18 protein-coding genes are annotated in these 23,568 nt (G+C 70.8%); 12 read left to right on the forward strand and 6 right to left on the reverse strand.

Annotated features, from left to right (window positions below; all coding sequences use genetic code 11):
• Positions 1-20: 20 nt before the first annotated feature.
• Positions 21-2,549 (reverse strand): transglycosylase domain-containing protein, encoded by a 2,529-nt coding sequence (locus ACQPZP_RS43880; RefSeq protein ID WP_433475509.1) that lies wholly within the window; start codon positions 2,547-2,549, stop codon positions 21-23.
• A gap of 1,068 nt (positions 2,550-3,617) precedes the next feature.
• Positions 3,618-3,854 (reverse strand): DUF5318 family protein, encoded by a 237-nt coding sequence (locus ACQPZP_RS43885; RefSeq protein WP_433475510.1) that lies wholly within the window; start codon positions 3,852-3,854, stop codon positions 3,618-3,620.
• A gap of 37 nt (positions 3,855-3,891) precedes the next feature.
• Between ACQPZP_RS43885 and ACQPZP_RS43890 the strand changes: the two genes are divergently transcribed.
• The 4 genes from ACQPZP_RS43890 to ACQPZP_RS43905 all read left to right on the forward strand — a co-directional run bounded on the left by ACQPZP_RS43890 (position 3,892) and on the right by ACQPZP_RS43905 (position 8,986).
• Positions 3,892-4,524, forward strand: a complete 633-nt coding sequence (locus tag ACQPZP_RS43890; protein WP_433465456.1) for a helix-turn-helix transcriptional regulator — start codon at positions 3,892-3,894, stop codon at positions 4,522-4,524.
• Between the two features lie 67 nt (positions 4,525-4,591).
• Positions 4,592-5,671, forward strand: a complete 1,080-nt coding sequence (locus ACQPZP_RS43895; RefSeq protein ID WP_433475511.1) for an inositol-3-phosphate synthase — start codon at positions 4,592-4,594, stop codon at positions 5,669-5,671.
• A 199-nt stretch (positions 5,672-5,870) separates the two neighbouring features.
• On the forward strand, positions 5,871-7,643 hold the full coding sequence (locus ACQPZP_RS43900) for an ABC transporter substrate-binding protein (protein ID WP_433475512.1): 1,773 nt from the start codon (positions 5,871-5,873) through the stop codon (positions 7,641-7,643).
• Positions 7,644-7,669: 26 nt separating this feature from the next.
• The gene (locus ACQPZP_RS43905) at positions 7,670-8,986 is read left to right on the forward strand and encodes an MFS transporter (RefSeq protein ID WP_433475513.1); all 1,317 of its coding nucleotides are present in this window, start codon (positions 7,670-7,672) and stop codon (positions 8,984-8,986) included.
• 33 nt (positions 8,987-9,019) lie between these two features.
• Here the strand turns inward: ACQPZP_RS43905 and ACQPZP_RS43910 are convergent, their stop codons facing one another.
• Both ACQPZP_RS43910 and ACQPZP_RS43915 read right to left on the reverse strand, forming a co-directional pair.
• The gene (locus ACQPZP_RS43910; RefSeq protein ID WP_433475514.1) at positions 9,020-10,309 is read right to left on the reverse strand and encodes an adenosylmethionine--8-amino-7-oxononanoate transaminase; all 1,290 of its coding nucleotides are present in this window, start codon (positions 10,307-10,309) and stop codon (positions 9,020-9,022) included.
• A 20-nt stretch (positions 10,310-10,329) separates the two neighbouring features.
• A complete protein-coding gene (locus ACQPZP_RS43915; RefSeq protein WP_433475515.1) occupies positions 10,330-11,817 on the reverse strand; it encodes a CCA tRNA nucleotidyltransferase in 1,488 nt (495 codons plus the stop codon).
• Between the two features lie 383 nt (positions 11,818-12,200).
• On the opposite strand from ACQPZP_RS43915, the gene ACQPZP_RS43920 reads away from it, so the two are divergent.
• The 6 genes from ACQPZP_RS43920 to ACQPZP_RS43945 all read left to right on the forward strand — a co-directional run bounded on the left by ACQPZP_RS43920 (position 12,201) and on the right by ACQPZP_RS43945 (position 20,419).
• Positions 12,201-12,746, forward strand: a complete 546-nt coding sequence (locus tag ACQPZP_RS43920) for an aminoacyl-tRNA deacylase (RefSeq protein WP_433475516.1) — start codon at positions 12,201-12,203, stop codon at positions 12,744-12,746.
• A 171-nt stretch (positions 12,747-12,917) separates the two neighbouring features.
• Entirely contained in the window at positions 12,918-15,359 is a 2,442-nt protein-coding gene (locus tag ACQPZP_RS43925; protein ID WP_433475517.1) for a DUF6049 family protein, read from the forward strand.
• A 46-nt stretch (positions 15,360-15,405) separates the two neighbouring features.
• Entirely contained in the window at positions 15,406-17,070 is a 1,665-nt protein-coding gene (murJ, locus tag ACQPZP_RS43930; RefSeq protein ID WP_433475518.1) for a murein biosynthesis integral membrane protein MurJ, read from the forward strand.
• A gap of 188 nt (positions 17,071-17,258) precedes the next feature.
• On the forward strand, positions 17,259-18,863 hold the full coding sequence (locus tag ACQPZP_RS43935) for a protein kinase family protein (RefSeq protein ID WP_433475519.1): 1,605 nt from the start codon (positions 17,259-17,261) through the stop codon (positions 18,861-18,863).
• Positions 18,864-19,046: 183 nt separating this feature from the next.
• Positions 19,047-19,655 carry an RNA polymerase sigma factor SigM gene (gene sigM / locus ACQPZP_RS43940; protein WP_433475520.1) on the forward strand — a complete coding sequence of 203 codons (609 nt, stop codon included), beginning with the start codon at positions 19,047-19,049 and terminating at the stop codon, positions 19,653-19,655.
• The gene (locus ACQPZP_RS43945; protein ID WP_433475521.1) at positions 19,652-20,419 is read left to right on the forward strand and encodes an anti-sigma factor family protein; all 768 of its coding nucleotides are present in this window, start codon (positions 19,652-19,654) and stop codon (positions 20,417-20,419) included. The genes sigM and ACQPZP_RS43945 overlap by 4 nt, the downstream gene beginning before the upstream one ends.
• 82 nt (positions 20,420-20,501) lie before the next feature.
• Here ACQPZP_RS43945 and ACQPZP_RS43950 read toward each other — a convergent pair whose 3' ends face one another.
• The gene (locus ACQPZP_RS43950; protein ID WP_433475522.1) at positions 20,502-21,074 is read right to left on the reverse strand and encodes a dienelactone hydrolase family protein; all 573 of its coding nucleotides are present in this window, start codon (positions 21,072-21,074) and stop codon (positions 20,502-20,504) included.
• A 138-nt stretch (positions 21,075-21,212) separates the two neighbouring features.
• On the opposite strand from ACQPZP_RS43950, the gene trxB reads away from it, so the two are divergent.
• The gene (gene trxB, locus ACQPZP_RS43955) at positions 21,213-22,157 is read left to right on the forward strand and encodes a thioredoxin-disulfide reductase (RefSeq protein WP_433475523.1); all 945 of its coding nucleotides are present in this window, start codon (positions 21,213-21,215) and stop codon (positions 22,155-22,157) included.
• Between the two features lie 95 nt (positions 22,158-22,252).
• Complete coding sequence (trxA, locus tag ACQPZP_RS43960) at positions 22,253-22,567, forward strand: thioredoxin (protein WP_433475524.1); 315 nt, start codon at positions 22,253-22,255, stop codon at positions 22,565-22,567.
• Between the two features lie 157 nt (positions 22,568-22,724).
• Here trxA and ACQPZP_RS43965 read toward each other — a convergent pair whose 3' ends face one another.
• A complete protein-coding gene (locus tag ACQPZP_RS43965) occupies positions 22,725-23,342 on the reverse strand; it encodes a GNAT family N-acetyltransferase (RefSeq protein WP_433465472.1) in 618 nt (205 codons plus the stop codon).
• Positions 23,343-23,568 lie beyond the last annotated feature (226 nt).

Raw genomic sequence — 23,568 nt, forward strand, 5'->3', positions numbered from 1 at the left:
GTTCGCGAGGGTCCGCCGGTTCATTCCGGCGGCCTTGTCAATGGCAGCAGAGGGCTGAGGCTCTCGGTGTTGGGGCGGCCGCCCCGTCCGTCCCGGCAGGCCCTGTCACCCTGGTGGATCTGGCACCACCAGCGCGGCGGCGGGTTGCTCGGCGGCTTGTTCGGGTCGCAGTTGGTGTTCTGGAACGGCGACTGGCACGGCGGCAGTTTGCCCGGCTTCCCACCGTCGTCCTGGCAGCGCGGGTCGAACTTGCCGATCGGAGAGTTGCACCACGGCGGCTTGCCGTCCTTTTTCTTCTTCTCCGGCGGCTTGGCCCACTTCTGCACGAGCCCGCCCCACGCGGGCGGCGGGAACGCCTGGGGGTCCATGCCCTGCACGGCCTCCGCCATGTAGGACCGCCAGATGCGGGCGGGGATCGTGCCGCCCTCCACCTCGCCGATCCCCGGGAGGATCACCGACTTCTTCTTCCCGTCCGGCCCCACCGCGTCGTTGTAGATCGTCACCGCGGTCGACATCTGCGGGACGTAGCCGATGAACCACGACGAGACGTTCCGGTCGGTCGTGCCGGTCTTGCCCGCGGCCTGGCGACCGTCCGGCAGCGCCGCCGCCGTCGCGGTGCCGCTCTTGATGACCTGCTGCATCGCGTACGTGGCGTCCGCCGCGACCTTCGGGCTGAACACGCGGTGCTTCTCGTAGTTCGGCTTCAGCCGCACCGTCTTGTTGTCGGACTCCTTGACCGTGCGGATCACGTGCGGCTGGTGGTACACGCCTCCGTTGGCGAACACCGAGTAGCCCGCCGCCTGCTCGATCGGACGGATGTTGTTGACGCCCAGCGCGAGGTTGAGGCAGCACTTGTGCGGCGTCAGCAGGTCGGACGCGATGCCGGCGTCCGTCTCGGTCTTGATCGCCTCTTCGATGCCGACCTTGCCCATCAGCTGGATGAACGCGGTGTTCACCGAATCCTTGGTCGCCGTGATCAGGTTGATCGCCGGGCCCACGTCATGGCTGTTCGGAACCATCACCGCGTTGGGGTCGTCCTTCGACACGACGTTGCCCTGCGGATCGATCGGGATCTTCGACCGTCCCTCGACGAGGCTCTTCAGGCTGTAGTTCTGCTTCAGCGCCGTCGCGAGGACGTACGGCTTCATCGCCGACCCGGCCTGCGCCGAGCCCTGCCACACGTTGTCGAAGGACTGGTCCAGGTAGTTCGGACCGCCGTAGAACGCGACGACCTCGCCGTTCGCGGAGTTCACCGACACGAGGCCGACGCGGATCTTCTTCTTCGCGAGCTTCTTCGGGTTCACCTGCGGGACGGTGTGCTCGGCCGCCTGCCTGGCCATCGCCATCTTCTTGCGGTCGAACGTCGTGTAGACCCGCAGGCCCTTGGTGGTCAGCTCCTTGTTGTCGATCTTCAGCCGGCGGAGCTCCTCCTTGGCGCGCATCAGCATGTAGCCGCGCTGGCCGCCGTAGATCTGGTCGCTCGTGCCCGCCTTCCGCATCTTCGGAAGCCGCTGCATGTACTTGTCGGCCTCGGCCTGGGTGAGCTTGCCCATCGAGACCATGCCCTTGAGCGTGTACTGGTACCTCGCGGTCACCCACGCCTGGTTGGCCTTGTCCGCCGGGTCGCGGTTCGGGTTCTGGATGATGCCGCCGAGGAGCGCGGCCTGGTCCGGCTTGAGCTTCCACACGTCCGTCCCGAAGTACTCGCGGGACGCCGCCTGGACGCCGTAGGTGTCGCGGCCGAAGTAGATCGTGTTCAGGTAGAGCTTGAGGATCTCGTTCTTGGAGTGCTCGTCCTCCAGCTTCAGCGAGATGAACAGCTCCTGGAACTTCCGGCTGACCGTCCGGTTGTTCGGGTCGGAGTAGTAGTTCTTCGCTAGCTGCTGGGTGATCGTGGAGCCACCGCCCGACCCGCCGGTCAGGTTGTCCCACACCGCCCGCGTCGTGCCCTTGACCGAGAACCCGGGGTCGGTGCGGAAGCTGCGGTTCTCCGCCGCGAGCACCGCGTTCTGGACGTGCGGCGGGACCTTGTTCAGCTCGACGCTCTGCCGCTTCTTGCCGATCCGGCCGATCTCCGTGCCGTCGGTGTAGTAGAAGATCGACGCCTGGTCCTCGACACCCGCGACGGTCGGCTCGGCGGGCGTCGGCGTGTTCGCGTACGCGACCCAGATCAGCGTGATGAACGCCGCGAAGCCGAGCAGGGAGACGCCGGCCACGAACTTCCAGGACGGGATGAACCGCCGCCAGCCCGTGGTCCTGGACTGCAGATGGCCGAAGAAGCCCTTCTTCTGCGGCGGCACCGGCCGACCGGGCCCGCCCGGCCGATTCGGGCCGCCGGGGCCACCGGGACCGCCCGGGCCGGCAGGACCGCCGGATCCCACGGACCCGTTGGCCGCGCGCGTCCCCTTGCTGCGGAACTTCGCGGTCACCTTCGAGCCGAGGTCCTGCCCCATCTTGCCGAACTCGCCGAGCTTGTCGCGCACGCCCGGTTTGGGTGCCGCACCGGCCGCGCCGAACCCGGCCGGGCCGGCGGCTCCGGGCGCGTTCAAGGCCGGAGGCCCGCCCGGTACTCCACCCATGCCGAACCCACCAGGCACTCCCGGCACCCCGGGGGCACCGGGTCCACCGAATGCGCCCGGCCCGCCTGCCGGACCAGGCCCGGCCATCGCACCGGGCCCACCGGGAGTGCCCGGCATCCCGGAGCCACCCGACGCGCCACCGCGTGGGCCGGGCATGGCGGGCCCGGGCGGGCCCGCGGGCGAGCCGCCGGCGCCCGGTCCGCTCGACGGCAGGAGTGCACCGGGCGTGTTGGACCCGCCCGGCATTCCCGGCCCGGCCGGAGCCGGGCCGCCGCTCATCCCTGGACCGGCCACGCCAGGTCCGGCAGGCGTGCCGGAGGCACCAAGCGCATGAGAGCCACCAGGCCCACCAGGCGAGGCAGGGCCGGCGGGCGAGGCAGAGCCACCCGGCGCAGCAGAGCCGCCCGGCGCAGCAGGGCCCGCGGGGGCACCGGGGCCGCCCGGTGCGCTCGGGCCGGACGGCGCGTCCTGGCCGAGCGGGCCGCCGGACGGGGCCGGGGTGCCCGGTGACTGGGCCGGTGGTGATTGGGACGGCGGCGCGGCGTGGCGGCCCGATGACCGAGGCGACTGGATCGCGGGCGTCGGCGTGATCGGTGTGGCCTCGCCGGCAGAACCCGGCACGCCGCCGGGGGCGGGGCCCGAGGGACCGCCCATGAAGCCGGGGCCCTCCGCGGAAGTCCCCGGCGGGCCGGGGTTCTGCGGGGTGCCGGACACGCTCGCCGGGCTCGTCCCGGCGGACTCGCCCTGGGCGCCCGGAAGGCCGGAATCGCCGGAGTCGCCGGGACGGGGATTCTGCTGCCCGCCCGGCCTCTGCGACCCGGATTCCGGTCGGGGCTGGCTTGGATTACTCACGCGACCTCATCAACAGGGGACAACGGGTGTTGCCGAGGGCCAGGGGGCGGTCCCCCGGCCTTGTTGCGGCTCGTGCGCCGTCCGAAGAGTACTGTGCGGGCTGGTGAGCGGGGGGAACGCATTGCACGGCGAAGAACGCCCCGGCCCGTCAACGCCCCCGAAGATCGGCGGATCCTCCCTGCTCGGCTACCGCTCGGGGCTCTGCTCCCCGTGGCCGAGAACGTCCGGCGTGGCCAGGTGGTTCCATGCGCAACTTTGACACACTTCCGCCACATACACCCTGAATTCTCCGCATTTGCGATATGCCGCGCGGACCCGCGCGGACGCACCTCGCGGTAGCCCCAGGTAGATCGCCACTTGCCAAGGACGGCCTAGGCTACGTATCTTGTCGATGTATCGAGTCGATACATTCACTCGATACATCGGTTCGAGACATCGGCTCCGCGGAAGAGGGATCGGGATGGCGGCCAAGAAGGGCGCGGGCGTGCTGGAGCTCGCCGTGCTCGGACTGCTGCACGAGTCCCCGATGCACGGCTACGAGCTGCGCAAGCGGCTCAACGCCCTGCTGGGCATGTTCCGCGCGTTCTCGTACGGCTCGCTCTACCCGTGCCTCAAGCAGCTCCTGGCCAACGGGCTGATCATGGAGGACCGTCCGGAGGAGCCGAACGCCCCCCTGGCGCTGCAGAGCCGCCGGTCGAAGATCGTTTACAAGCTCACCGCCGACGGCAAGGAGCGCCTCCAGCAGCTTCTGACCGAGGCCGGTCCGGCGTCGTGGGAGGACGAGGGGTTCGGCGTGCACTTCGCCTTCTTCTCCCACACCCGCGCCGACGTCCGGCTGCGGATCCTCGAAGGCCGGCGCAGCCGGCTGGAGGAGCGCCTGGAGAGCGTCCGCGCCGCCCTGGCGCGAACCCGCGAGCGGGTCGACTCCTACACCCTGGAGCTGCAGAACCACGGGCTGGAGTCCGTCGAACGCGAGGTCCGGTGGCTCAACGAGCTGATCGGGCGCGAGCGGGCCGAGCAGGAACAGCAAGCACAGCAAGCACTGTCAGATAAGCGAATTGATCAGGACATGCCTCGGGACGAGGGCCGCTGAGCGGCCCGGTGCCTTCGAGGACGGGTGAAACACACCACATGTTCCGCAAGAGAGAAGGAGCAACCGGATGGGTTCGGTGCGCGTAGCCATCGTGGGTGTGGGCAACTGCGCCTCTTCACTCGTCCAGGGTGTCGAGTTCTACAAGGACGCGGCCCCCGACACGCGAGTCCCCGGCCTGATGCACGTCCAGTTCGGCGACTACCACGTGGGCGACGTGGAGTTCGTGGCGGCGTTCGACGTGGACGCCAAGAAGGTCGGGATGGACCTGTCCGAGGCCATCCACGCCAGCGAGAACAACACCATCAAGTTCGCCGACGTGCCGCCGACCGGCGTGACCGTCCAGCGCGGGCACACCTTCGACGGGCTCGGCGAGTACTACCTGGACATGGTCGAAGAGTCCGACGCCAAGCCGGTCGACGTCGTGCAGGCGCTGAAGGACGCCGAGGTGGACGTCCTGGTGTCTTACCTGCCGGTGGGCTCGGAGGAGGCCGACCGCTTCTACGCCCAGTGCGCCATCGACGCCAAGGTCGCGTTCGTGAACGCGCTGCCGGTGTTCATCGCGAGCGACCCCGAGTGGGCGCAGAAGTTCACCGACGCGGGCGTCCCGATCGTCGGCGACGACATCAAGTCGCAGGTCGGCGCCACCATCACGCACCGCGTCATGGCCCGCCTCTTCGAGGACCGCGGCGTTGAGCTGCTGCGCACCTACCAGCTCAACTTCGGCGGCAACATGGACTTCATGAACATGCTGGAGCGCAAGCGCCTCCAGTCCAAGAAGATCTCCAAGACGCAGTCGGTCACCTCGCAGATCCCGCACGAGATGGCGAAGGCGGACGTGCACATCGGCCCGTCCGACCACGTGCCGTGGCTCGACGACCGCAAGTGGGCCTACGTGCGGCTGGAGGGCAGGTCGTTCGGCGACACGCCGCTCAACCTGGAGTACAAGCTGGAGGTCTGGGACTCCCCGAACTCCGCCGGCGTCATCATCGACGCCGTCCGCGCCGCCAAGATCGCCAAGGACCGCGGCATCGGCGGCCCGATCCTGTCGGCCAGCTCCTACTTCATGAAGTCGCCGCCCGAGCAGTACAACGACGACCAGGCCCACGACGCGGTGGAGAGGTTCATTCGCGGCGAGGTCGATCGCTGAGCGGAACGGTCCGCGGCTCTCGCTGAGAGTCTGATCACAAAGTTCCCAAGGGACGCCCCGGCAGTGGACATACCACTGTCAGGGCGTCCTTACTTTCTGTAGAAGAAAACGGTGATGTAGCGGCCCTTTCTCACTCCCGGCCCTACTGTGACACCGCCGGTGACTGCGCGCCAGGTTCCGAGTCTTCAGAGGTGAGAACGTGACGGCACGCGAGATGATCAAGGTGACGGCAGGGCTGACGGGCCTGGTGATGGGGCTCGCCGGATGCGCCGGCGGAGGTGACGACGCGTCGGCGGCGGACGCCTCCCGCCAGGGCGGCACGCTGCGGGTCGTCGGCTCGTCCGACGTCGAACACCTCGATCCCGCGTCCGTGTCCAGCGTCGGCGCGTACGGGCTCGTCCGCACGTTCGCCCGGACGCTGTTCGGAACGCGCGCGTCCAACGACTTCCAGGAGACGGTCCCCGTCCGGCCCGACGTGGCGGCCCGGATCCCGACGCGCGAGAACGGCGACGTCGCCAAGAACCGCCGCACTTACACGGTGCGGCTGCGCGAGGGCGTCCGGTGGAACACGAGCCCGCCGCGCCCGGTGACGGCGCACGACTTCGTCCGCGGCTTCGAGCGGCTCTGCAACCCGTCGTCGCCGTCCGCCGGCAAGGGCTACTTCGTCTCCACGCTCACCGGCATGGACGAATTCTGCCGCGGCTTCGGCTACGTCGACGCGAAGGACGCCAAGGCGATCGCCGCCTACCAGCGCGACCACGAGATCGCGGGTGTGCGCGCCAAGGACGACAGGACCCTCGTCTTCAAGCTGGAACGCCCGGCCAGCGACTTCCTCAACCTGCTGTCGCTGCCGTTCACCGCCGCCGCGCCGCAGGAGTACGACCGGTACGTTCCGGACAGCGCGGACTTCCGGCAGCACACGATCTCGGACGGCCCGTACCAGATCACCCGCTACAGGCCGGGCATCTCCTACCTGCTCGCCCACAACCGGGCCTGGCAGCCCGGCGCCGACCCGCTGCGCGAACGGCACGTCGCGAAGATCCAGATCACGCTCGGGCAGGACTCGCCGGAGGCCGTCCAGCAGCAGATCGAGCAGGGCACCGCCGACCTCGCGTGGGACCAGCCCGTCCCGACCTCGGCGATTCCCCGGCTGCGGAACGACCCGCGCTTCGCGATCAGGGAGATCCCGAACAACAGCCCCTACCTGGTGTTCAACGCGCGCAGCCCCAACAACGGGGGCGCGCTCGGCGACCGGGCGGTCCGGCAGGCGCTGGAGTACGCCATCGACCGCAGCGCCCTCATCAAGATCGTCGGCGGGCCGTCGGTGGCCGAGCCGCTGCACACGGTGATCCCGCCCGGCAACTCCGGATACTCGGCCCTGAACCACTACCCGACGCCCGACGAGTCCGGCGATCCGGCCAAGTGCCGCGAACTGCTCGGCAAGACGCGCCACGCCGGGCTCAAGCTGAAGTTCCCGTACCGCACGAACAGCGTCCACAAGCTGCTCGCCCAGTCCATCGCGGAGAACCTCGACGCCTGCGGGGTCGAGACGGAACTGACCGCCGACTCCGGAGGCTCCTTCTACGCCGGCACCCTCGGCACGCCCGCACGCGCCCGCGCGGGCGAATGGGACATCGCCGCCCCCGGCTGGGTGCCCGACTGGTACGGCAACAACGGCCGTTCGATCATCCAGCCGCTCTTCGACGGCCGCACCTACGGGCAGAACAGCAACAACTACGGCGGCTACGACAACCCGCAGGTGAACGCCCTCATCGACGCGGCCCTCACCGCGTCCGACGCCGGCCACGCGGCCGGCTACTGGCAGCAGGCCGACCAGAAGATCATGGAGGACGCCGCGATCGTCCCGCTGCTCGACCGCGCCCAGACGCTCTTCCGCTCGTCCCGCGTGCACGGCGCCCTGTTCCTCCCGACCACCGCCGCCTACGACTACACCCGCCTCTGGCTCAGTTAGCCCAGGGGGACGCATACGCTGGTCGGATGCGAGCGGGCGAGTTGCGGGAGATCCTGCGCGGGCGGGATTTCCGGCGGCTCTACGGGACGCGGCTGACCTCGCAGCTGACCGACGGCGTCTTCCAGGTGGCGCTGGCCGGTTACGTGTTCTTCTCGCCCGAACGGCAGGCGACGGCCGCCAAGGCCGCGGCCGCGTTCGCGGTGACGCTGCTGCCGTACTCGGCGCTCGGTCCGTTCGCCGGGGTGTTCATCGACCGGTGGCAGCGGCGTCAGATCCTCGTCTGGACGCCTGTCCTGCGCGCCGTGCTGGTGCTGCTCGTCGCGGCGCTCGTCGCCGCGGGGCAGGACGGCCTAGGCTTCTTCCTCGGCGTGCTCCTCGTCCTCGGCGTCAACCGGTTCTTCCTCGCCGCGCTGTCGGCGGCGCTGCCGCACGTGGTGCGGCGCGACCATCTGGTCACGGCGAACGCGTTCTCGGTCACGTCCGGGACGATCATCGCGTTCGCCGGTGCGGGCGCCGGCTTCCTGCTGCGGCGGCTCTTCGGCGCCGGGCACGACGGGACGGCGCTGATCCTCGTGTCGGCGGCGGCGCTGTTCCTGCTGGCGGGCCTGATCGCGACGATGCTGCCGAAGCGGCTGCTCGGCCCGCACCCGCCCGAGGACGCGCCGCCCGGGACGCCCAGGGCGGACGCGCCGCGGATCGTCGAGGCGCTCGGCGGCGTCCTGAACGGGCTGGCTGACGGGGCGCGGCACATGGCGCGGCGGCCGCAGGCGGCGCTGGCGCTCGGCGCGATCTCGTTCCACCGGTTCCTGTACGGCGTCGTCCTGATCATGACGCTGCTGCTGTGCCGGAACCACTTCGCCGGCGACCCCGACCGGGGGCTGCGGACGTTCGCGCTCATGCTCGGCGTGTCCGGCGCCGGGTACTTCGCGGCCGCGCTGATCACACCGCCGGTGGTGCGGCGGATCAGCAAGCAGGCGTGGGTGGCGTTGCAGCTCGGCGGGGCGGCGCTGAGCCTGCTCGTCTTCGGGATGCCGTTCGCGGAACGTCCCTGGGCGGTGGGCGCGTTCCTGCTCGGCGTCGTGTCGCAGGGCGTGAAGCTGTGCGTCGACACGACTCTGCAGGAGACGATCGACGACGCCTACCGGGGCCGGGTGTTCGCCGTCTACGACATGCTGTTCAACGCGACGTTCGCCGCTGCCGCCGCCGCTGCCGCCACCTGGCTCCCCGCGGACGGCCGCGCCGCCTTCACCCTCCTCGCCGTGATCGTCGCCTACGCCGCGGGCGCCGTCGCCTACCGCACCGCCGCGTCCCGCGTTCGGCGCCCGGCCCACGCCCTGCACTGACCGGGCCCGGCCGCCGGCGCCTTGCGCCGGGCGCTACAGGGACTCGGCTATGGCGTGGAGGGCGGCGGCGATGTGGAGGACCTCGTCGTCCGTGCAGACATACGGGGGCATCGTGTAGATCAGTGTGCCGAAGGGGCGGAGCCAGACGCCGTGCGCCATGGCGATCTCCTGGACGGACTCGACGTCCACCGGCTCCCGCGCCTCCACCACCCCGATCGCGCCGAGGACGCGGACGTCCGCCACCCCGGGCAGCGCCGCGGTGTCCTGGAGTTCGCTGGTCAGGATCGCCTCGATGGTGTCCACCTCGTCCCGCCAGTCGCGGGACAGCAGCAGGTCGATGGAGGCGGACGCGACGGCGGCGGCCAGCGGGTTAGCCATGTACGTCGGGCCGTGCCTGAGGACGCCCGCCTCCCCGGACGCGATGCCGTGGGCCACGCGGTCGCTGCACAGGGTGGCGGCCATGGTCATGTATCCGCCGGTCAGGGCCTTGCCGAGGCACATGATGTCGGGGACGACCTCGGCGTGGTCGCAGCCCCACATCTCGCCCGTCCGGCCGAACCCGGTGGCGATCTCGTCCAGGATCAGCAGCAGGCCGTGCTCGTCGGCGATGTCGCGGAGGGCGCGCAGGTACTCGGGGGCGTAGAAGCGCATGCCGCCGGCGCCCTGGACGATCGGCTCCGCGATGATCCCGGCGAGTTCGCCGGCGTGCTCGGCCGCCAGCCGGGACAGCTCGTCCAGGAACGCCTGGTCCGGGTCGGCCGAGTACCCGATCGGCGGCGGGGGCGCGAACACGTGCCTGGCCAGGACGTCGTTGAACAGGTGGTGCATCCCGTTCACCGGGTCGCAGACGGCCATGTCCCCGAACGTGTCACCGTGGTACCCGCCCCGGATCGTCAGGAGCCGGTGCCGCTCCGGGCGCCCCTGCGACCGCCAGTACTGCAGCGCCATCTTGATCGCGACCTCGACCGCGACGGACCCGGAGTCGGCGAAGAACACCTTGGTCAGCGGCTCCGGCGTGATCTCCACGAGCCGCTCGGCGAGACCGACCGCGGACGGATGCGTCAGCCCGCCGAACATCACGTGCGCCATCTTGCCGAGCTGGCCCGTGACGGCCGCGTTCAGCTTCGGGTGGTTGTAGCCGTGCACGGCCGCCCACCAGGACGACATCCCGTCGATCAGCTCGGTGCCGTCGGCGAGCGTCAGCCGCACCCCGTCCGCCGACACGACCGGCAAAACGGGCGAGGACGCGGGCATGGGCGCATACGGGTGCCAGATGTGCTCGCGGTCGAACTCCAGCATCCGCTCGGCCGCCCCGGGACTCATCCGCCCCAACTGCAACGGAATCACGCGTCCCCCTCCTCGCCGCTGCCGGTCGCGTCGTTGGAGGGTGTGATGCCTTCGGTGGCGGCCCAGGTGCGGAGGGCGTCGGCGGCGGCCTCCTTGCCGATGATGCCGCGGTCCAGGCGGACGTCGAGGAGGAACCGGTAGGCGCGGCCGACGAGAGGGCCGGGGGTGATGCCGAGGATCTCCTGGATCTCGTTGCCGTCGATCTCCGGGCGGATCGCGGCGAGCTCCTCCTCCTGGGCCAGCCGCTCGATCCGCACCTCCAGGTCGTCGTAGGTGCGGCGGAGCCGGTCGGCCTTGCGCCGGTTGCGGGTCGTGCAGTCGGCGCGGGTCAGCTTGTGCAGGCGGGTGAGCAGCGGGCCGGCGTCGCGGACGTACCGGCGGACGGCCGAGTCCGTCCACTCGCCGGTGCCGTAGCCGTGGAACCGCAGGTGCAGTTCGACCAGGCGGGACACGTCCGAGATGACGTCCTTCGGGTAGCGGAGCGCGGTCAGCCGCTTGCGGGTCATCTTCGCGCCGACGACCTCGTGGTGGTGGAACGACACCCGGCCGCCCGCCTCGAACCGGCGGGTCTTCGGCTTGCCGATGTCGTGCAGCAGCGCCGCGAGCCGCAGGACGAGGTCGGGCCCCTCCTGCTCTTGCGCGATCGCCTGCTCCAGGACGATCAGCGAATGCTCGTAGACGTCCTTGTGCCGGTGGTGCTCGTCGATCTCCAGCCGCAGCTTCGGCAGCTCGGGCAGGACGTGCGCGGCGAGCCCCGACTCGACGAGGAGCGCCAGGCCCTCGCGGGGGTGGAGGCCGCAGATCAGCTTGGACAGCTCGTCCCGGACGCGCTCGGCGGAGACGATCTCGATGCGGGAAGCCATGTCCTTCATCGCGCGCACGACGTCCGGCGCGACGGTGAAGCCGAGCTGCGCGGCGAACCGGGCGGCCCGCATCATCCGGAGCGGGTCGTCGCTGAAGGAGTCCTCGGGCCTGCCCGGCGTCCGCAGGACCTTGCGCTGCAGGTCGGCGAGGCCGCCGAACGGGTCGACGAACTCGTGCCCGGGCAGCCGCGCCGCCATCGCGTTGACCGCGAAGTCGCGGCGGCGCAGGTCCTCGACGAGGGACGTCCCGTAGGAGACGTCCGGCTTGCGGGACTTCGGGTCGTAGGACTCGCTGCGGTAGGTGGTGATCTCCAGCTCGACGCCGTCCTTGCGGAGGCCGATCGTGCCGAACTCGATGCCGATCGTCCAGTGCGCGTCGGCCCAGCCGCGGATGAGCTCCAGGGTGCGCTCGGGCGGCGCGTCGGTGGTCAGGTCCACGTCCTTGGTCGGACGGCGCAGCAGCGCGTCCCGGACGGGGCCGCCTACCAGCGCCAGCTCGTGACCGGCCGCCGCGAACCGGGCGCCGAGGTCGTCGGCGACGGGGGCGATCCCGCGCAGCAGCTCGGCGATCGCGGTTGGCCGCGAGGGCTCTGGGGTCACGTTCTGGTTGGGCACGGCCATCGAGCGTATTTCCTTGATTGACGAGCTGACAAAGGACTTTCTGGCGATCGCCCCGGGTCCGCGCGGGAGTCCTTTCGGGGCCGAAGGAGGACGGGCCCCTTCTCAGGCCGCGATCCCCGGGTTACGTTCTGGACACCCCGATGACGCCATGCGCGACCCGGTGAGCCTCCCGCAAGACAACGGTAGCGGGATCCATAAGGGCCACGGTCCGCCGCAGGTGCGGCAGAGGCGCATCGCCAGGGTTTTACGTGACGTATGACATGGGTTAGGCCAGTCGTTCCGGGTATGTGGGGATATTCCCCGCAGAGTGCGAAGCACGGGGACAACGGGAAGACCAGGTCCGGGGGTGAGCGGGGACACACCCCCGCGGGATGGAGCCGAACATGAAGGACGCTCTCGCCATCCACCGCGCGCTGCTCGAATGGGAGACCGTGCACGAGATCGTGCGGCTGCCCGTCGCGATGGCCGACGCGGACGAACTGCCCAAGGCGCTCGGCCTTCCGGCGGAACGGTGCCTGGTGACGCGCGTCTATTCCTGCGAGAGCGTCCGACGCGGCCCGCGGTTCCTGACCGGGGTGATCGTCCCGGCGGGGCGGCGGCCGCAGCCCGAGGCGGTGCGGCTGGCCGTCGGCGCCCGTACCGTCCGCCCGGCGCCCGCGGACGTGGTCAACGCCGTCACCGAATACGCCGCGGGCCTCGTCTGCCCGCTGCTGCTGCCGGACTCGATGCCGCTGCTGATCGACCATTCCCTCGTGGAAGGGCTCCCCGCCGACGACGTCGTCTACACCGCGACCGGTGAGGCGTCCACCGCGCTCGGCATCAGGGCCGCCTCCCTGTACGCCCTCTGCCACGCGAAACCCGTCGACCTGCCCGCCCCGCCGGCCACGCCGTCCACCCCGGCCTCCGGTATGCGCCGGGTGCGGACCTGAGCCGCCGAAGCGAGCGCGGGAGCCGCCCGGAGGGCCGAGCACGGCAACGCCATGAACACCGACGGACTAACATCGGGGCCGTGGTGCGGGAAATCTACGCCCGCCGTCCTTCGCCTGTCCTCACGGGGCCGGACGGCCCCCGGGCGGGCACGGCGTGAGAGCGGACGCGGCGTGACGACGGTCAAGCGCGCGATGGCGCTGGCCGCACTGCTGCCCTGTTTCGCGATGGCGGCCCCCGCGGCCTTGGCGTCCCCCGCCAAGGCCCCGTCCCAGGCGCGGGCACGCGCGCAGGTCGCAATGGCCCTGACCAGGATCACCCCCAAGAGCGGCACCGCGAACTCCAAGATCGAGATCTCGGGCGCGGCGAAGAACCGCACCGGCCGCCAGCTTCCCGGCCTCACCGTGCGGCTGCGCTACAGCGCGCAGCCGGTGACCAGCCGGAGCCAGCTCGACCAGATCGCGACCGCCCAGCAGAACTCGCTGCCCAACGTCACCCGGCCGCAGCCGCTCGCGCAGGCGGCCGCCCCCGGCGTGAAACAGAACTGGAGCTTCCGGACGAGCGCCGGGCAACTGGGCCTGCGCGCCCCGGTCGGGACGCCGGGCGTGTACCCGATGCGGGTCGAGGTGCTGAACTCCGCGCAGCAGGTCGTCGGAGGCCTGACGACGTTCCTGACGTTGCTTCCGAAACAGCCGCGCTACAAACCGGTGGCGGTCGGCTGGGTCCTGCCGCTGATCGACAGGATGCACCGCACGAACGACCGGACGTTCATGGACGACGAGCTCACCGAGGAGATGTCGCCCGGCGGCAGGCTCAGCAGGCTGGTCGACGCGGGCGCCGCCACCGACACACCGGTCACCTGGGCGATCGACCCGGCCCTGCTGGACGACGTCCAGCAGATGGCGTCCGGCGACTACTACGTCAAGGCGCCGGGGGCGAAGAAGGGCGTCAAGAAGGAGAAGAGCAAGGTCGCGGCCGCGTGGCTGACGGCGCTGAAGAACGCGACCAAGGGGGACCGCTACTTCGTCCTCCCGTACGGGGACCCCGACATCACGGCCCTGGTCCGGCGCAAGACGACCCGCGACATCGGCGTCGCGTTCGACGCGCGGAACACCGGCATCGCGACGCAGGTCCTCGGCCGGGCGCCGGACGCGCACGTCGCCTGGCCGGCGGCGGGCGTCGGCGGGCCCGGCACGCTCGACCAGCTAGCCAAGTACGCCATCAAGGACAGCGGGTCGTTCCTGATGAGCAGCTCGCAGTTCGAGGAACCGGTGACGGGGGCGCAGCCGAACGCGACCACCACGCTGCAGACACACCTGAGCAGCAAGAAGACGCTGCTCTACGACGACACGATCAACCAGATCGTCAGCGGGGGGTCGGGCTCCGCCTCCGGGGCGCTGCTGACCGAGCAGCGCTTCCTCGCCGAGACCGCGATGATCACGGCGGAGGCGCCGAGCGTCCAGCGCAGCCTCGTCGTCGCCCCCGACCGGCTCTGGAACCCCGCCGACGGGCTCGCCAAGGACCTCCTGACCTTCACCAAGGGCGCGGACTGGACGCACGAGGTCCCGCTGAGCACGATCGAGGCCGCCCAGCCGCAGGCCCGCACGTTCCACGGCTACTCCGACGACTACGAGAAGTACGAGCTCGGTGACGCGCACCTCGACCAGACGCGGTCGATCGCGAAGCAGGCGGCGGCGTTCCGGGCGGTGATGACCGGCCCGGTCAAGATCTCCTATGAGCGCGCCGTGCTGCGGCTGGAGTCGGTCGCGTGGCGGACGTCGCAGGCTCGCGCCAAGCGGGCCCGCCGGGAGTTGCAGGACGAGCTCAAGCGGGACATGCACATGGTCCGCGTCGTCCCCCCGAAGAACGGGCGCGTGCTGATGGGCGGCAGCTCGGGCCGGCTGCCGGTGCTGGTCGAGAACAGGCTGAGCGACCAGTCGGTCAAGGTACGGCTCGTCGTGCGGTCGGAGAACACCGCGAAGCTGCAGCTCAGCCCGCTGGATCCCGAGGACGCGGTGCTCGAGCTGCGGCCCGGGGAACGTGCCCAGCGGTGGATCCCGGCGCAGGCGGCGGGGAACGGCAACTTCCAGATCCACACGGAACTGCTGATCCCGGACTCGCGCGGACGGGCCTACGGCGACGGCGAGACCATCACCGTCGCCGTGACCGGGTACGGGCGTATTGCGCTGCTCATCACGGGCGGCGGACTTGCCGTACTCTTCGTGGGCGTCGGAGTGCGGGCCAGCAGAGCGAGGCGCCGCCGGAAAGCGGAGGCAGCCGGTGACGGGTCGACCGGAATGGGATCGGCAGGGACGGGAGAACCGGGGGGCGGGCTCCCCGGCCCCGGGCTCTCAGGGCCCGGGCTACCCGCCGCCGAGTTCCCAGGGATATCCGGGGCAGGGCTACCCGGCACAGGGCACCCCCCAGGGACCGGGCCGTCCTCAGGGGCCCCCACCTCAGGGCCCGCCGCCCCAGGGGCCCCCGCCACAGGGCAGGCCGCCCCAGACCCGGCAGCCGGGCCCGCAGAACCCGGTGACCCCGCCGGGGTACCCGGGTCAGCCGCCGAGGGGGAGGCCACCGGGGGCGGCGAGCACCGCCGCCGAGACGGTAGTTGACATCCCTCTCCCCGGCGGGAGCGCGCCCGGCACCGAGACGACGATCGTGGACACGCCCCCCGGCGAGAGCGGGAAGGGCTCGTCCGGCGTCCTGAAGTCCGGCGCGATCATGGCCGTGGGCACCCTCGCGTCCCGCATCACCGGCTTCCTGCGCACCGCCGTCATCGTCGCCGCGCTCGGCACCGGGCTGCTCGCCAACTCCTACAACACCGCCAACACCATCCCCAACCAGATCTACGACCTGCTGCTCGGCGGCATCCTGACGAGCGTCATCGTCCCGCTGCTGGTGCGGGCCAAGCAGCGCGACCGCACCCAGGGCGAGCAGTACGAGCAGCGGGTTTTCACCCTCGCGGTGATCGGCCTCGGCGTCCTCACCGCCGTCTCGGTACTGCTGGCGCCGCTGTTCATCGACGTCCTGGCGAGCAGCTACACCGGCGACCAGCGGGAGGTCGCCATCCTGTTCGCGCGGTTCTTCCTGCCGCAGCTGTTCTTCTACGGGGTCGGCGCGTTCGCCGGAGCCATCCTCAACACCCGCGGCAGCTTCGGCGCGCCGATGTGGGCGCCGGTGCTGAACAACATCGTGGTGATCGCGATCGGCGGGGCGTTCCTGGCGATCACCACCGGGAAGGTCGACCCGTCCACGATCTCCGACCGGCAGCTCATGCTGCTGTCCATCGGCACGACCGGCGGGATCGTCCTGCAGACGGTCGCGCTGTGGCCGTCGCTGCGCCGGGTCGGGTTCCGGTGGCGGCCCCGGCTGGACTTCAAGCGCGGCGAGATCGGTGAGGTCGGCCGGATGGCCGGCTGGACGCTGCTGTACGTCGTCGCCACCCAGGCCGCGCTCGCCGTGGTCACCGCGCTGACGAACCGGGCCGGGAACATCGCCGACCAGCAGGGGCTCGGCGAAGGCTACGGCTACACCCCGTACTTCAACGCCTACCAGCTCTTCCAGCTCCCCTACGCGATCGTCGGGGTGTCGGTGATCACCGCGCTGCTGCCGCGGATGAGCCGGTTCGCCGCGGAGGGCAAGACCGCCGACGTGCGCGCCGCGTTCTCCAGTGGCCTCCGCCTCTCCTCGGTGATCATCATGCCGGCGGCGGCGCTGATGCTGGTGCTCGGCCCGGAGATCACCACGGTGCTGTTCGCGCACGGCAACACCACCGCCGACGACGCGCTGGTGATCGCGCGGGTCATGCAGATGTTCGCCATCGCGCTCGTGCCGTTCTCCACCTACCAGCTGATGCTGCGGGTCTTCTACGCCCACGGCGACACCCGGACGCCCGCGCTGGTCGGCCTCGTCGTCACGATGTCCAACATCGCGATGGCCTTCACCGCCTACAACGTCCTCGACGTCAAGTGGATCGTCGTCGGCATCGCGGGCGGCTTCGCGGTCACCAACCTGGTCGGCACGGTCACCTGCTGGCTGGTGCTGCGCCGCAAGCTCGGCGGCATCGACGGCCGGCGGATCATCGGCGGTCATCTGAAGCTGCTCGTCGCGATCTGGCCGCTGGTCGGATTCGCCTACGCCGCGCACACCGTCGCCGACGCCCTGGGCGGCACCGACACGCTGCTCCCCGCGCTCGTCACCCTCGTCGCCGGGTCTGTGGGCGGCGGGCTGCTGTACCTGCTGTTCGCCAAGCTGATGCGGGTCGAGGAGATCCAGACGACCATCGCCACGTTCGCGCGCCGGCTGCCGGGCCGGGCGAGGTGAGGGCGGCGGCGACGGGCAAAGTAAAAAAGGACGCGCGGCGATAAGGCGGCCACTCGTGCGAGTAACCACTACCATGTGGGGGATTACGGCTTGCGGGGCGACACCCTGGGGAACGCAAAGAGGAGGGTCGGAGGCGTAAGCTGCCACGCCACGAACATGGGATCTGACCACCTGTGCAGGACGTTGCCGTGAGCACGTCAGTCATCGAGCCCGGCACCCGTCTCGCCGGCCGCTACCGGCTTGAGGAGCGCTTCAGCGACTCGGGCGGCTCGTCGCTCTGGAAGGCCATCGACGAGATCCTCGCGCGGGCGGTCGCCGTCCGCACCTTCGACCCCGAGTTCCCCAGGATCGCGGAGGCCGTCACGTCCGCACGGTCGGCCAGCCGGCTGACCGACCCCCGCGTCACCCAGGTGTTCGACGCCGACGACTCGGGCGAGAGCGCCTACGTGGTCAGCGAATGGGTCGCCGGAGAGACCCTGGAGGGCATGCTCGGCAAGGCCCCGCTGGAGCCGGGACGCGCCGCGACCCTGCTGTACGAGGCGTCCGAGGCCATCGCCGCCGCGCACGCCGCCGGGCTCTCGCACCTCTGCCTCACCCCCCGCGACCTGGTCTGGACGACCGGCGGCACCGTCAAACTGCTCGGCGTCGCCACCGACGCCGTGCTCACCGACCGGCACTCCGAGGACCCCGCCGCGGACGACGTCCGCGGCCTCGGCCGGATGCTGTACGCGGCGCTCACCGCGCACTGGCCCGGCGACGAGGACGGCTCCGAGCTGCCCGCCGCGCCGGCGGCCGACGGCGTCCCGCACGCGCCCCGCCAGGTCCAGGCCGGCATCTCGCACGCCATCGACGCGATCGTGTGCCGCTGCCTCGGCATCGGCCAGGCCGAGCCGCTGGCGACCCCGGCCGACCTGGCCAAGGCGCTGCGCGGCGTCCCGCGCACCCCGCTGCCGCTGTTCGCCGGGCTCGGCCACACCTCGCCCGCGCCGCCGCGGCCGGCCGCTCCGCGCCGTCCCGCCACGCCGTCGACCTCGGCGACCACGCAGCCGCATCAGCCGCCCGCGCCCGAACCGCCGGCGGCGTCGCACGTCCCGCCGCCGCGGGCGCGCGCCCAGCGTCATGCCGCCCCGCCCCCGCCGCCGTCCACATCGACCCGGACGGCGGCCGCCCATGGGCACGCGGCCCCGAAGCGTCCGGCCAACCGGGCCCTGCTCGGCGTCGCGGCCGCGGCGCTCACCGTCATCGTCGGCCTCGGCGCCTGGGCGCTGTTCCCCGACAAGAGCGACGACTCCAAGGGCGGCGGAGTCACCGACAAGGGCCAGACGAGCGCGCCGTCCACGCCGTCCGTGGCGAAGCTGAACGTACAGGGCATCAACCCCGCCCAGCAGTCGCGCCCCGACCACCAGGACACGGCGATCGGCAAGGGCCTCAACACACTGATCGACGGCCGGGCGGGCGGCGGCTGGGAGACGCAGAGCTACCACGGCGCCGACTTCGGCAACTACTCCAAGGGGCTCGGCGTCCTGCTCGACATGGGCAAGCCCGTCAAGATCGCCAACGTCAAGATCCATTCACCGGTGAGCGGCGGGACGCTGCAGGTCAAGGTCGGAGACTCGCAGTCCCCGGGCGACCTGAAGCCCGTCGGCGAGCAGACCCCCACCGGTGGCGAGCTCACCATCACCGCGAACCCGCAGGCCACCGGCCGGTACGTCCTCGTGTGGTTCACCCAGCTTCCCGGCGGGCCGTTCAAGGGACGGCTCGGCGAGATCGCCGTCTACGGGTCGGCCGGCTGATCCCGCTCAGCGGGGCCGACATGAGCTGTGACGTGGAGTGGCGCATGTCTGTATCGTGCCTGTGAGCAGATTGTCCCCTCGCCCCCAGGAATCCGTGGTGCCTACCTCAGCAGCCGGGACCGGGCGCCCGGCGCCGGCCGGGCGTACCGAACGAGAAAGCGGTCGCTCATGACGTCGGTGAGCATGCGTCGCGTCGACGAAGTGCCCGACAAGGAGCTCCTCGCCCGGCACGCCGAAGGGGACCCGCACGCCTTCGCGGAACTCGTCCACCGGCACCGGGACCGCATGTGGGCGGTCGCGCTGCGCACGCTCGGCGACCCGGAGGAGGCGGCGGACGCGCTGCAGGACGCGTGCCTTTCGGCGTTCCGTGCGGCCGGACGGTTCCGCGGGGACGCCGCCGTCACCACCTGGCTGCACCGCATCGTGGTGAACGCCTGCCTCGACCGCATCAGGCGCAAGTCCGTCCGTCCGGCGACGCCGATGGGCGACGACGCGACGTTCGACGCCGTCGCGCCCAAGATGCCGGACCCGACCGACGCGCACGGCGTCTCCCTCGACGTCCACACCGCCCTGGAGCAGCTTCCGTTCGAGCAGCGCGCCGCCCTCGTCCTCGTCGACATGATGGGCTACTCCGTCGACGACGCCGCGCAGGTGATGGAGGTCCCACCCGGAACGATCAAGAGCCGGTGCGCGCGGGGTCGCGCCAGGCTCGCCCCCCTTCTCGTCCACCACCGGAACCGCCGGGAGAGCAAAAACGTCGGAGGTGTGGAAGGAGGTGGCATGCCCAAGTGAACCCCGCACATCTGGACTACGACGTCCTGGCCGACCTGGCCGAAGGATTGCTCGAAGACGACCAAGCCGCCTCCGTCAACGCGCACCTCGATACCTGCGCCGAATGCCGTGAGCTGTCCGCCGATCTTGCGGACGTCTCCCGGATCCTGGCGGAGGCACCCGTGCCGTCCATGCCCGCCGAACTGGCGGAACGCATCGACACCGCCATCGCGGCCGAGTCGATGCACACCGCCACCGTGGCGAGCATGGAACAGCGGCGCGGAAGGCGGCATTGGCGGATTCTCTCGGCGGCCGCGGCCGCGGTGGTCGTGGTCGGCGGCGGAGCGGCCGTCGGCAAGGTCGCTCTGGAGGGGGCGAGCGGCGACCACGGCAAGGCGGCGGCGCCCGCGCAGGACAACTCCCGTTCCGCCGCCTCGGGAAGCGGTGTCGCCCCGAACGCCGCCCCGGCGGCGTCCTTCACGGTCGCGCACAGCGACACCGACTACCGGCCCGCGACGCTGAGCGCCCAGATCGGCCGCGTCCTGGCCGACGACCAGGAGCTACGGGCCAAGGCCGCGTCACCCGACGCGGACCTCCGGGGATGCGTCAACCGCGTCACCGGCAACAAGATCCCTCTCCTGGTCGACCAGGCGAAGTACGAGGGGAAGCCGGCGATCGTCATCGCCTTGGACGGCGGTGAGTCCGGCAAGCGGAACATCTGGGTGGTGGCCCCGGACTGTTCCGCGCAGAACCAGCACGTCCTGAAAAGGCTAGAGAACGTTTGACATAGATGCCTGACCGGCGGCCCCTGCTTCAGGACGCCGGTCAGGCAATGTCTCCTGCCCGGTGGCGGGTCGGCGGCGCCCGCTAAAGGGACGCGAGGAAGTCGAGGGCGATCGTCCAGGCGCGTTCGGCGGCGTCGGCGTCGTAGTCGGGCAGGTCCGGGTCGGTGAACAGGTGCCCCGCACCCCGGTAGCGGAAGACCTCCACGTCCGCGCCCGCCTTGCGCATCTGCAGATACCACGCGTTCAGCCAGTCGACGGGCTCCCAGGTGTCCGGGTCGGCGACGTGCAGCTGCACCGGGATGTCGGTGGACGCGTCCTCCGCCATGTCGGACGTGCCGTGCATCAGCAGCAACCCGCCCGCCTTCTGGTCGGCGAAGGCGAGATTCTGGGCGATGGAGCCGCCGAGCGAGAACCCCGCGTAGACGAGCCCGCCGTCCCCGATCAGAGGCGCGGCGGCGGCGACGGCACGGCGCAGCAGTTCGTCCCGCCCGATCTCGTCCTTGATCTCGATACCGGCCTCGGCCTCGTCGACGACACGCCCGTCGTAGAGGTCGGGAGCGTGCACCTCGTGCCCGGCGGCACGAAGCCGCTCGGCCGCCTGGTGCACCGCGGGCCGCAGCCCGTACATCGAATGGAGCAGCAAGATCCGTGCCATGCCCTCACCCTAGAGCGCCCCTGGCGGCGCCGACGGCCCGTCGCGGCGTGGCGGGAATCCCCGGGGCCTAGGATCGGTTGACGCCACTGGCAGGCCGGGTCGTGCGGCACCGACGGCCAACGAGGAGAGGCAAGAACTGTGAGCGACGTCCGTAACGTCATCATCATCGGCTCGGGCCCCGCGGGCTACACGGCCGCCGTCTACGCGGCCCGCGGTGATCTGAAGCCGCTGGTGTTCGAGGGTTCGGTGACGGCCGGCGGTGCGCTGATGAACACCACCGACGTGGAGAACTTCCCCGGCTTCCCGGACGGGATCATGGGCCCGGACCTGATGGACAACCTGCGCAAGCAGGCCGAGCGCTTCGGTGCCGAGCTGATCACCGATGACGTCACCGAGGTCGACCTGACCGCCGACCCCAAGGTCGTCAAGGTGGGGGACGAGACCTACCTGGCCCGCACCGTGATCGTGGCGACCGGGTCGGGCTACCGCGAGCTGGGCCTGCCGGACGAGAAGCGGCTGTCCGGGCGCGGGGTGTCGTGGTGCGCGACCTGTGACGGGTTCTTCTTCCGCGAGCAGGACATCGCGGTGGTCGGCGGCGGCGACACCGCGATGGAGGAGGCGATCTTCCTGACCAAGTTCGCCCGCTCGGTCACGGTGATCCACCGCCGCGACGAGCTGCGCGCCTCCAAGATCATGCAGGACCGGGCGTTCGCCAACGACAAGATCCGCTTCCGCTGGGACAGCGAGGTCATCGCGATCCACGGCGACGACCGGGTGACCGGCGTGACGGTGCGCGACACCAAGACCGGCGCGGAGTCGAAGCTGGAGATCACCGGGCTGTTCATCGCGATCGGCCACGACCCGCGCAACGAGCTGTTCGCCGGCCAACTGGAGACCGACACCGACGGATACCTGCTGGTGGACGCCCCCACGACCAAGACCAAGATTCCCGGCGTGTTCGCCTGCGGCGACGTGGTCGACCACATCTATCGTCAGGCCATCACCGCCGCCGGCACCGGCTGCGCCGCGGCCATCGACGCCGAACGCTGGCTCCAGGACCAGGACGCCGCCGAAACGGCGTGAACCAGAGGCAGTGACCGCCTTCAGGCCACCGCACGGCCCCCGGTGGCAGCCCTGCGGCCGCGGGGAGGCGTCCGCGTGAGAACACAAGGAGAAGCATGAAAGCCGTGACCGACGCCGACTTCGCATCCGAGGTCCTGGACAGCGACAAGCCCGTCCTCGTCGACTTCTGGGCGGAATGGTGCGGCCCGTGCCGGATGGTGGCGCCGATCCTGGAGGAGATCTCCAAGGAGCACGGCGACAAGATCGAGATCGTGAAGCTGAACATCGACGAGAACCCGCAGGTGCCGCAGAAGTACGGCGTCATGCAGATCCCGACGATGAACGTCTACAAGGGCGGCGAGGTCGTCAAGCAGATCATGGGCGCCAAGCCGAAGGCCGCCCTGCTGAGGGATCTCGCCGAGTTCATCTGACGGAGCCGCCCCTGCGGAGCACGAAGGCCCGCGGAGCACGAAGCCCCGCAGAGCACGAAGAACCGCCTCCCGTCTCCCGCGGCGAGCGCGAAAACGTGTGGCCCGCACTCCATCCCGGAGTGCGGGCCACACGGCGTTCAGAACGCCTCAGGACGCTTCAGACGGGCCGCAGCGCACCCTCAGGGGTCATTGACCCGAGGAGCCGTTCGAGGGCTACCTCGACGTCCTCACGCCAGGACAGCGCCGACTTGAGCTCCAGCCGCAGCCGCGGATACCGGTGGTGCGGCCGGACGGTCTTGAACCCGACCGACAGCAGGTAGTCGGCGGGCACCATGCACCCGCCCTCCTCGCCCTTCAGGTCGCCGAACGCCTCGATCGCCTTCACCGCGCGCCGTGTCAGGTCCTTCGCGACACCCTGGACGAGCATCCGGCCGAGGCCGCCGCCCGCGAACTCGGGGAGGATGTGCGCCGTCATCAGCAGCACCGCGTCCGCGCTCACCGGGCTCGTCGGGAACGCCACGGAACGGGGCACGTAGAGCGGCGGCGCGTACATCACGAACCCGGCCGGGACGTTGTCGACGTACACGATCTTGCCGCAGCTCCCCCATTCGAGCAGCGTCGAGGAGATCCACGCCTCCTTCTCCAGGCCCGCGTCGCCGCTCTCCAGGGCCCGGTCCCGGCTGACCGGGTCCAGCTCCCAGAAGACGCAGCCGCGACAGCGATGCGGCAGATCATCGAGATTGTCCAGCGTGATGTTGACGAGACGACGCGACACCGGGACGGCACCCCCTGCTGCGATCCTCGCCCGCCGGCCTGGAATCCGTGGCGGCGGAAGTTCCCGGCAACCATCCGGGACCCGCGGGCATCGTATCGGACAGGAGTTTCCCCAACCCCGCGGCTCGCCACACCCAACGGTTCCGCCGCGGCGGCCATGGCGTAGTTTGCAGGGAAGCCATTTCCACCTCGGAGGTGCCTCGTGGAACAGCACTCGCGTACGGATG

Origin of the sequence: Spirillospora sp. CA-142024 (genome assembly GCF_050942325.1) — a bacterium.
In the GTDB taxonomy this organism is placed as follows: Bacteria; Actinomycetota; Actinomycetes; order Streptosporangiales; family Streptosporangiaceae; genus Spirillospora.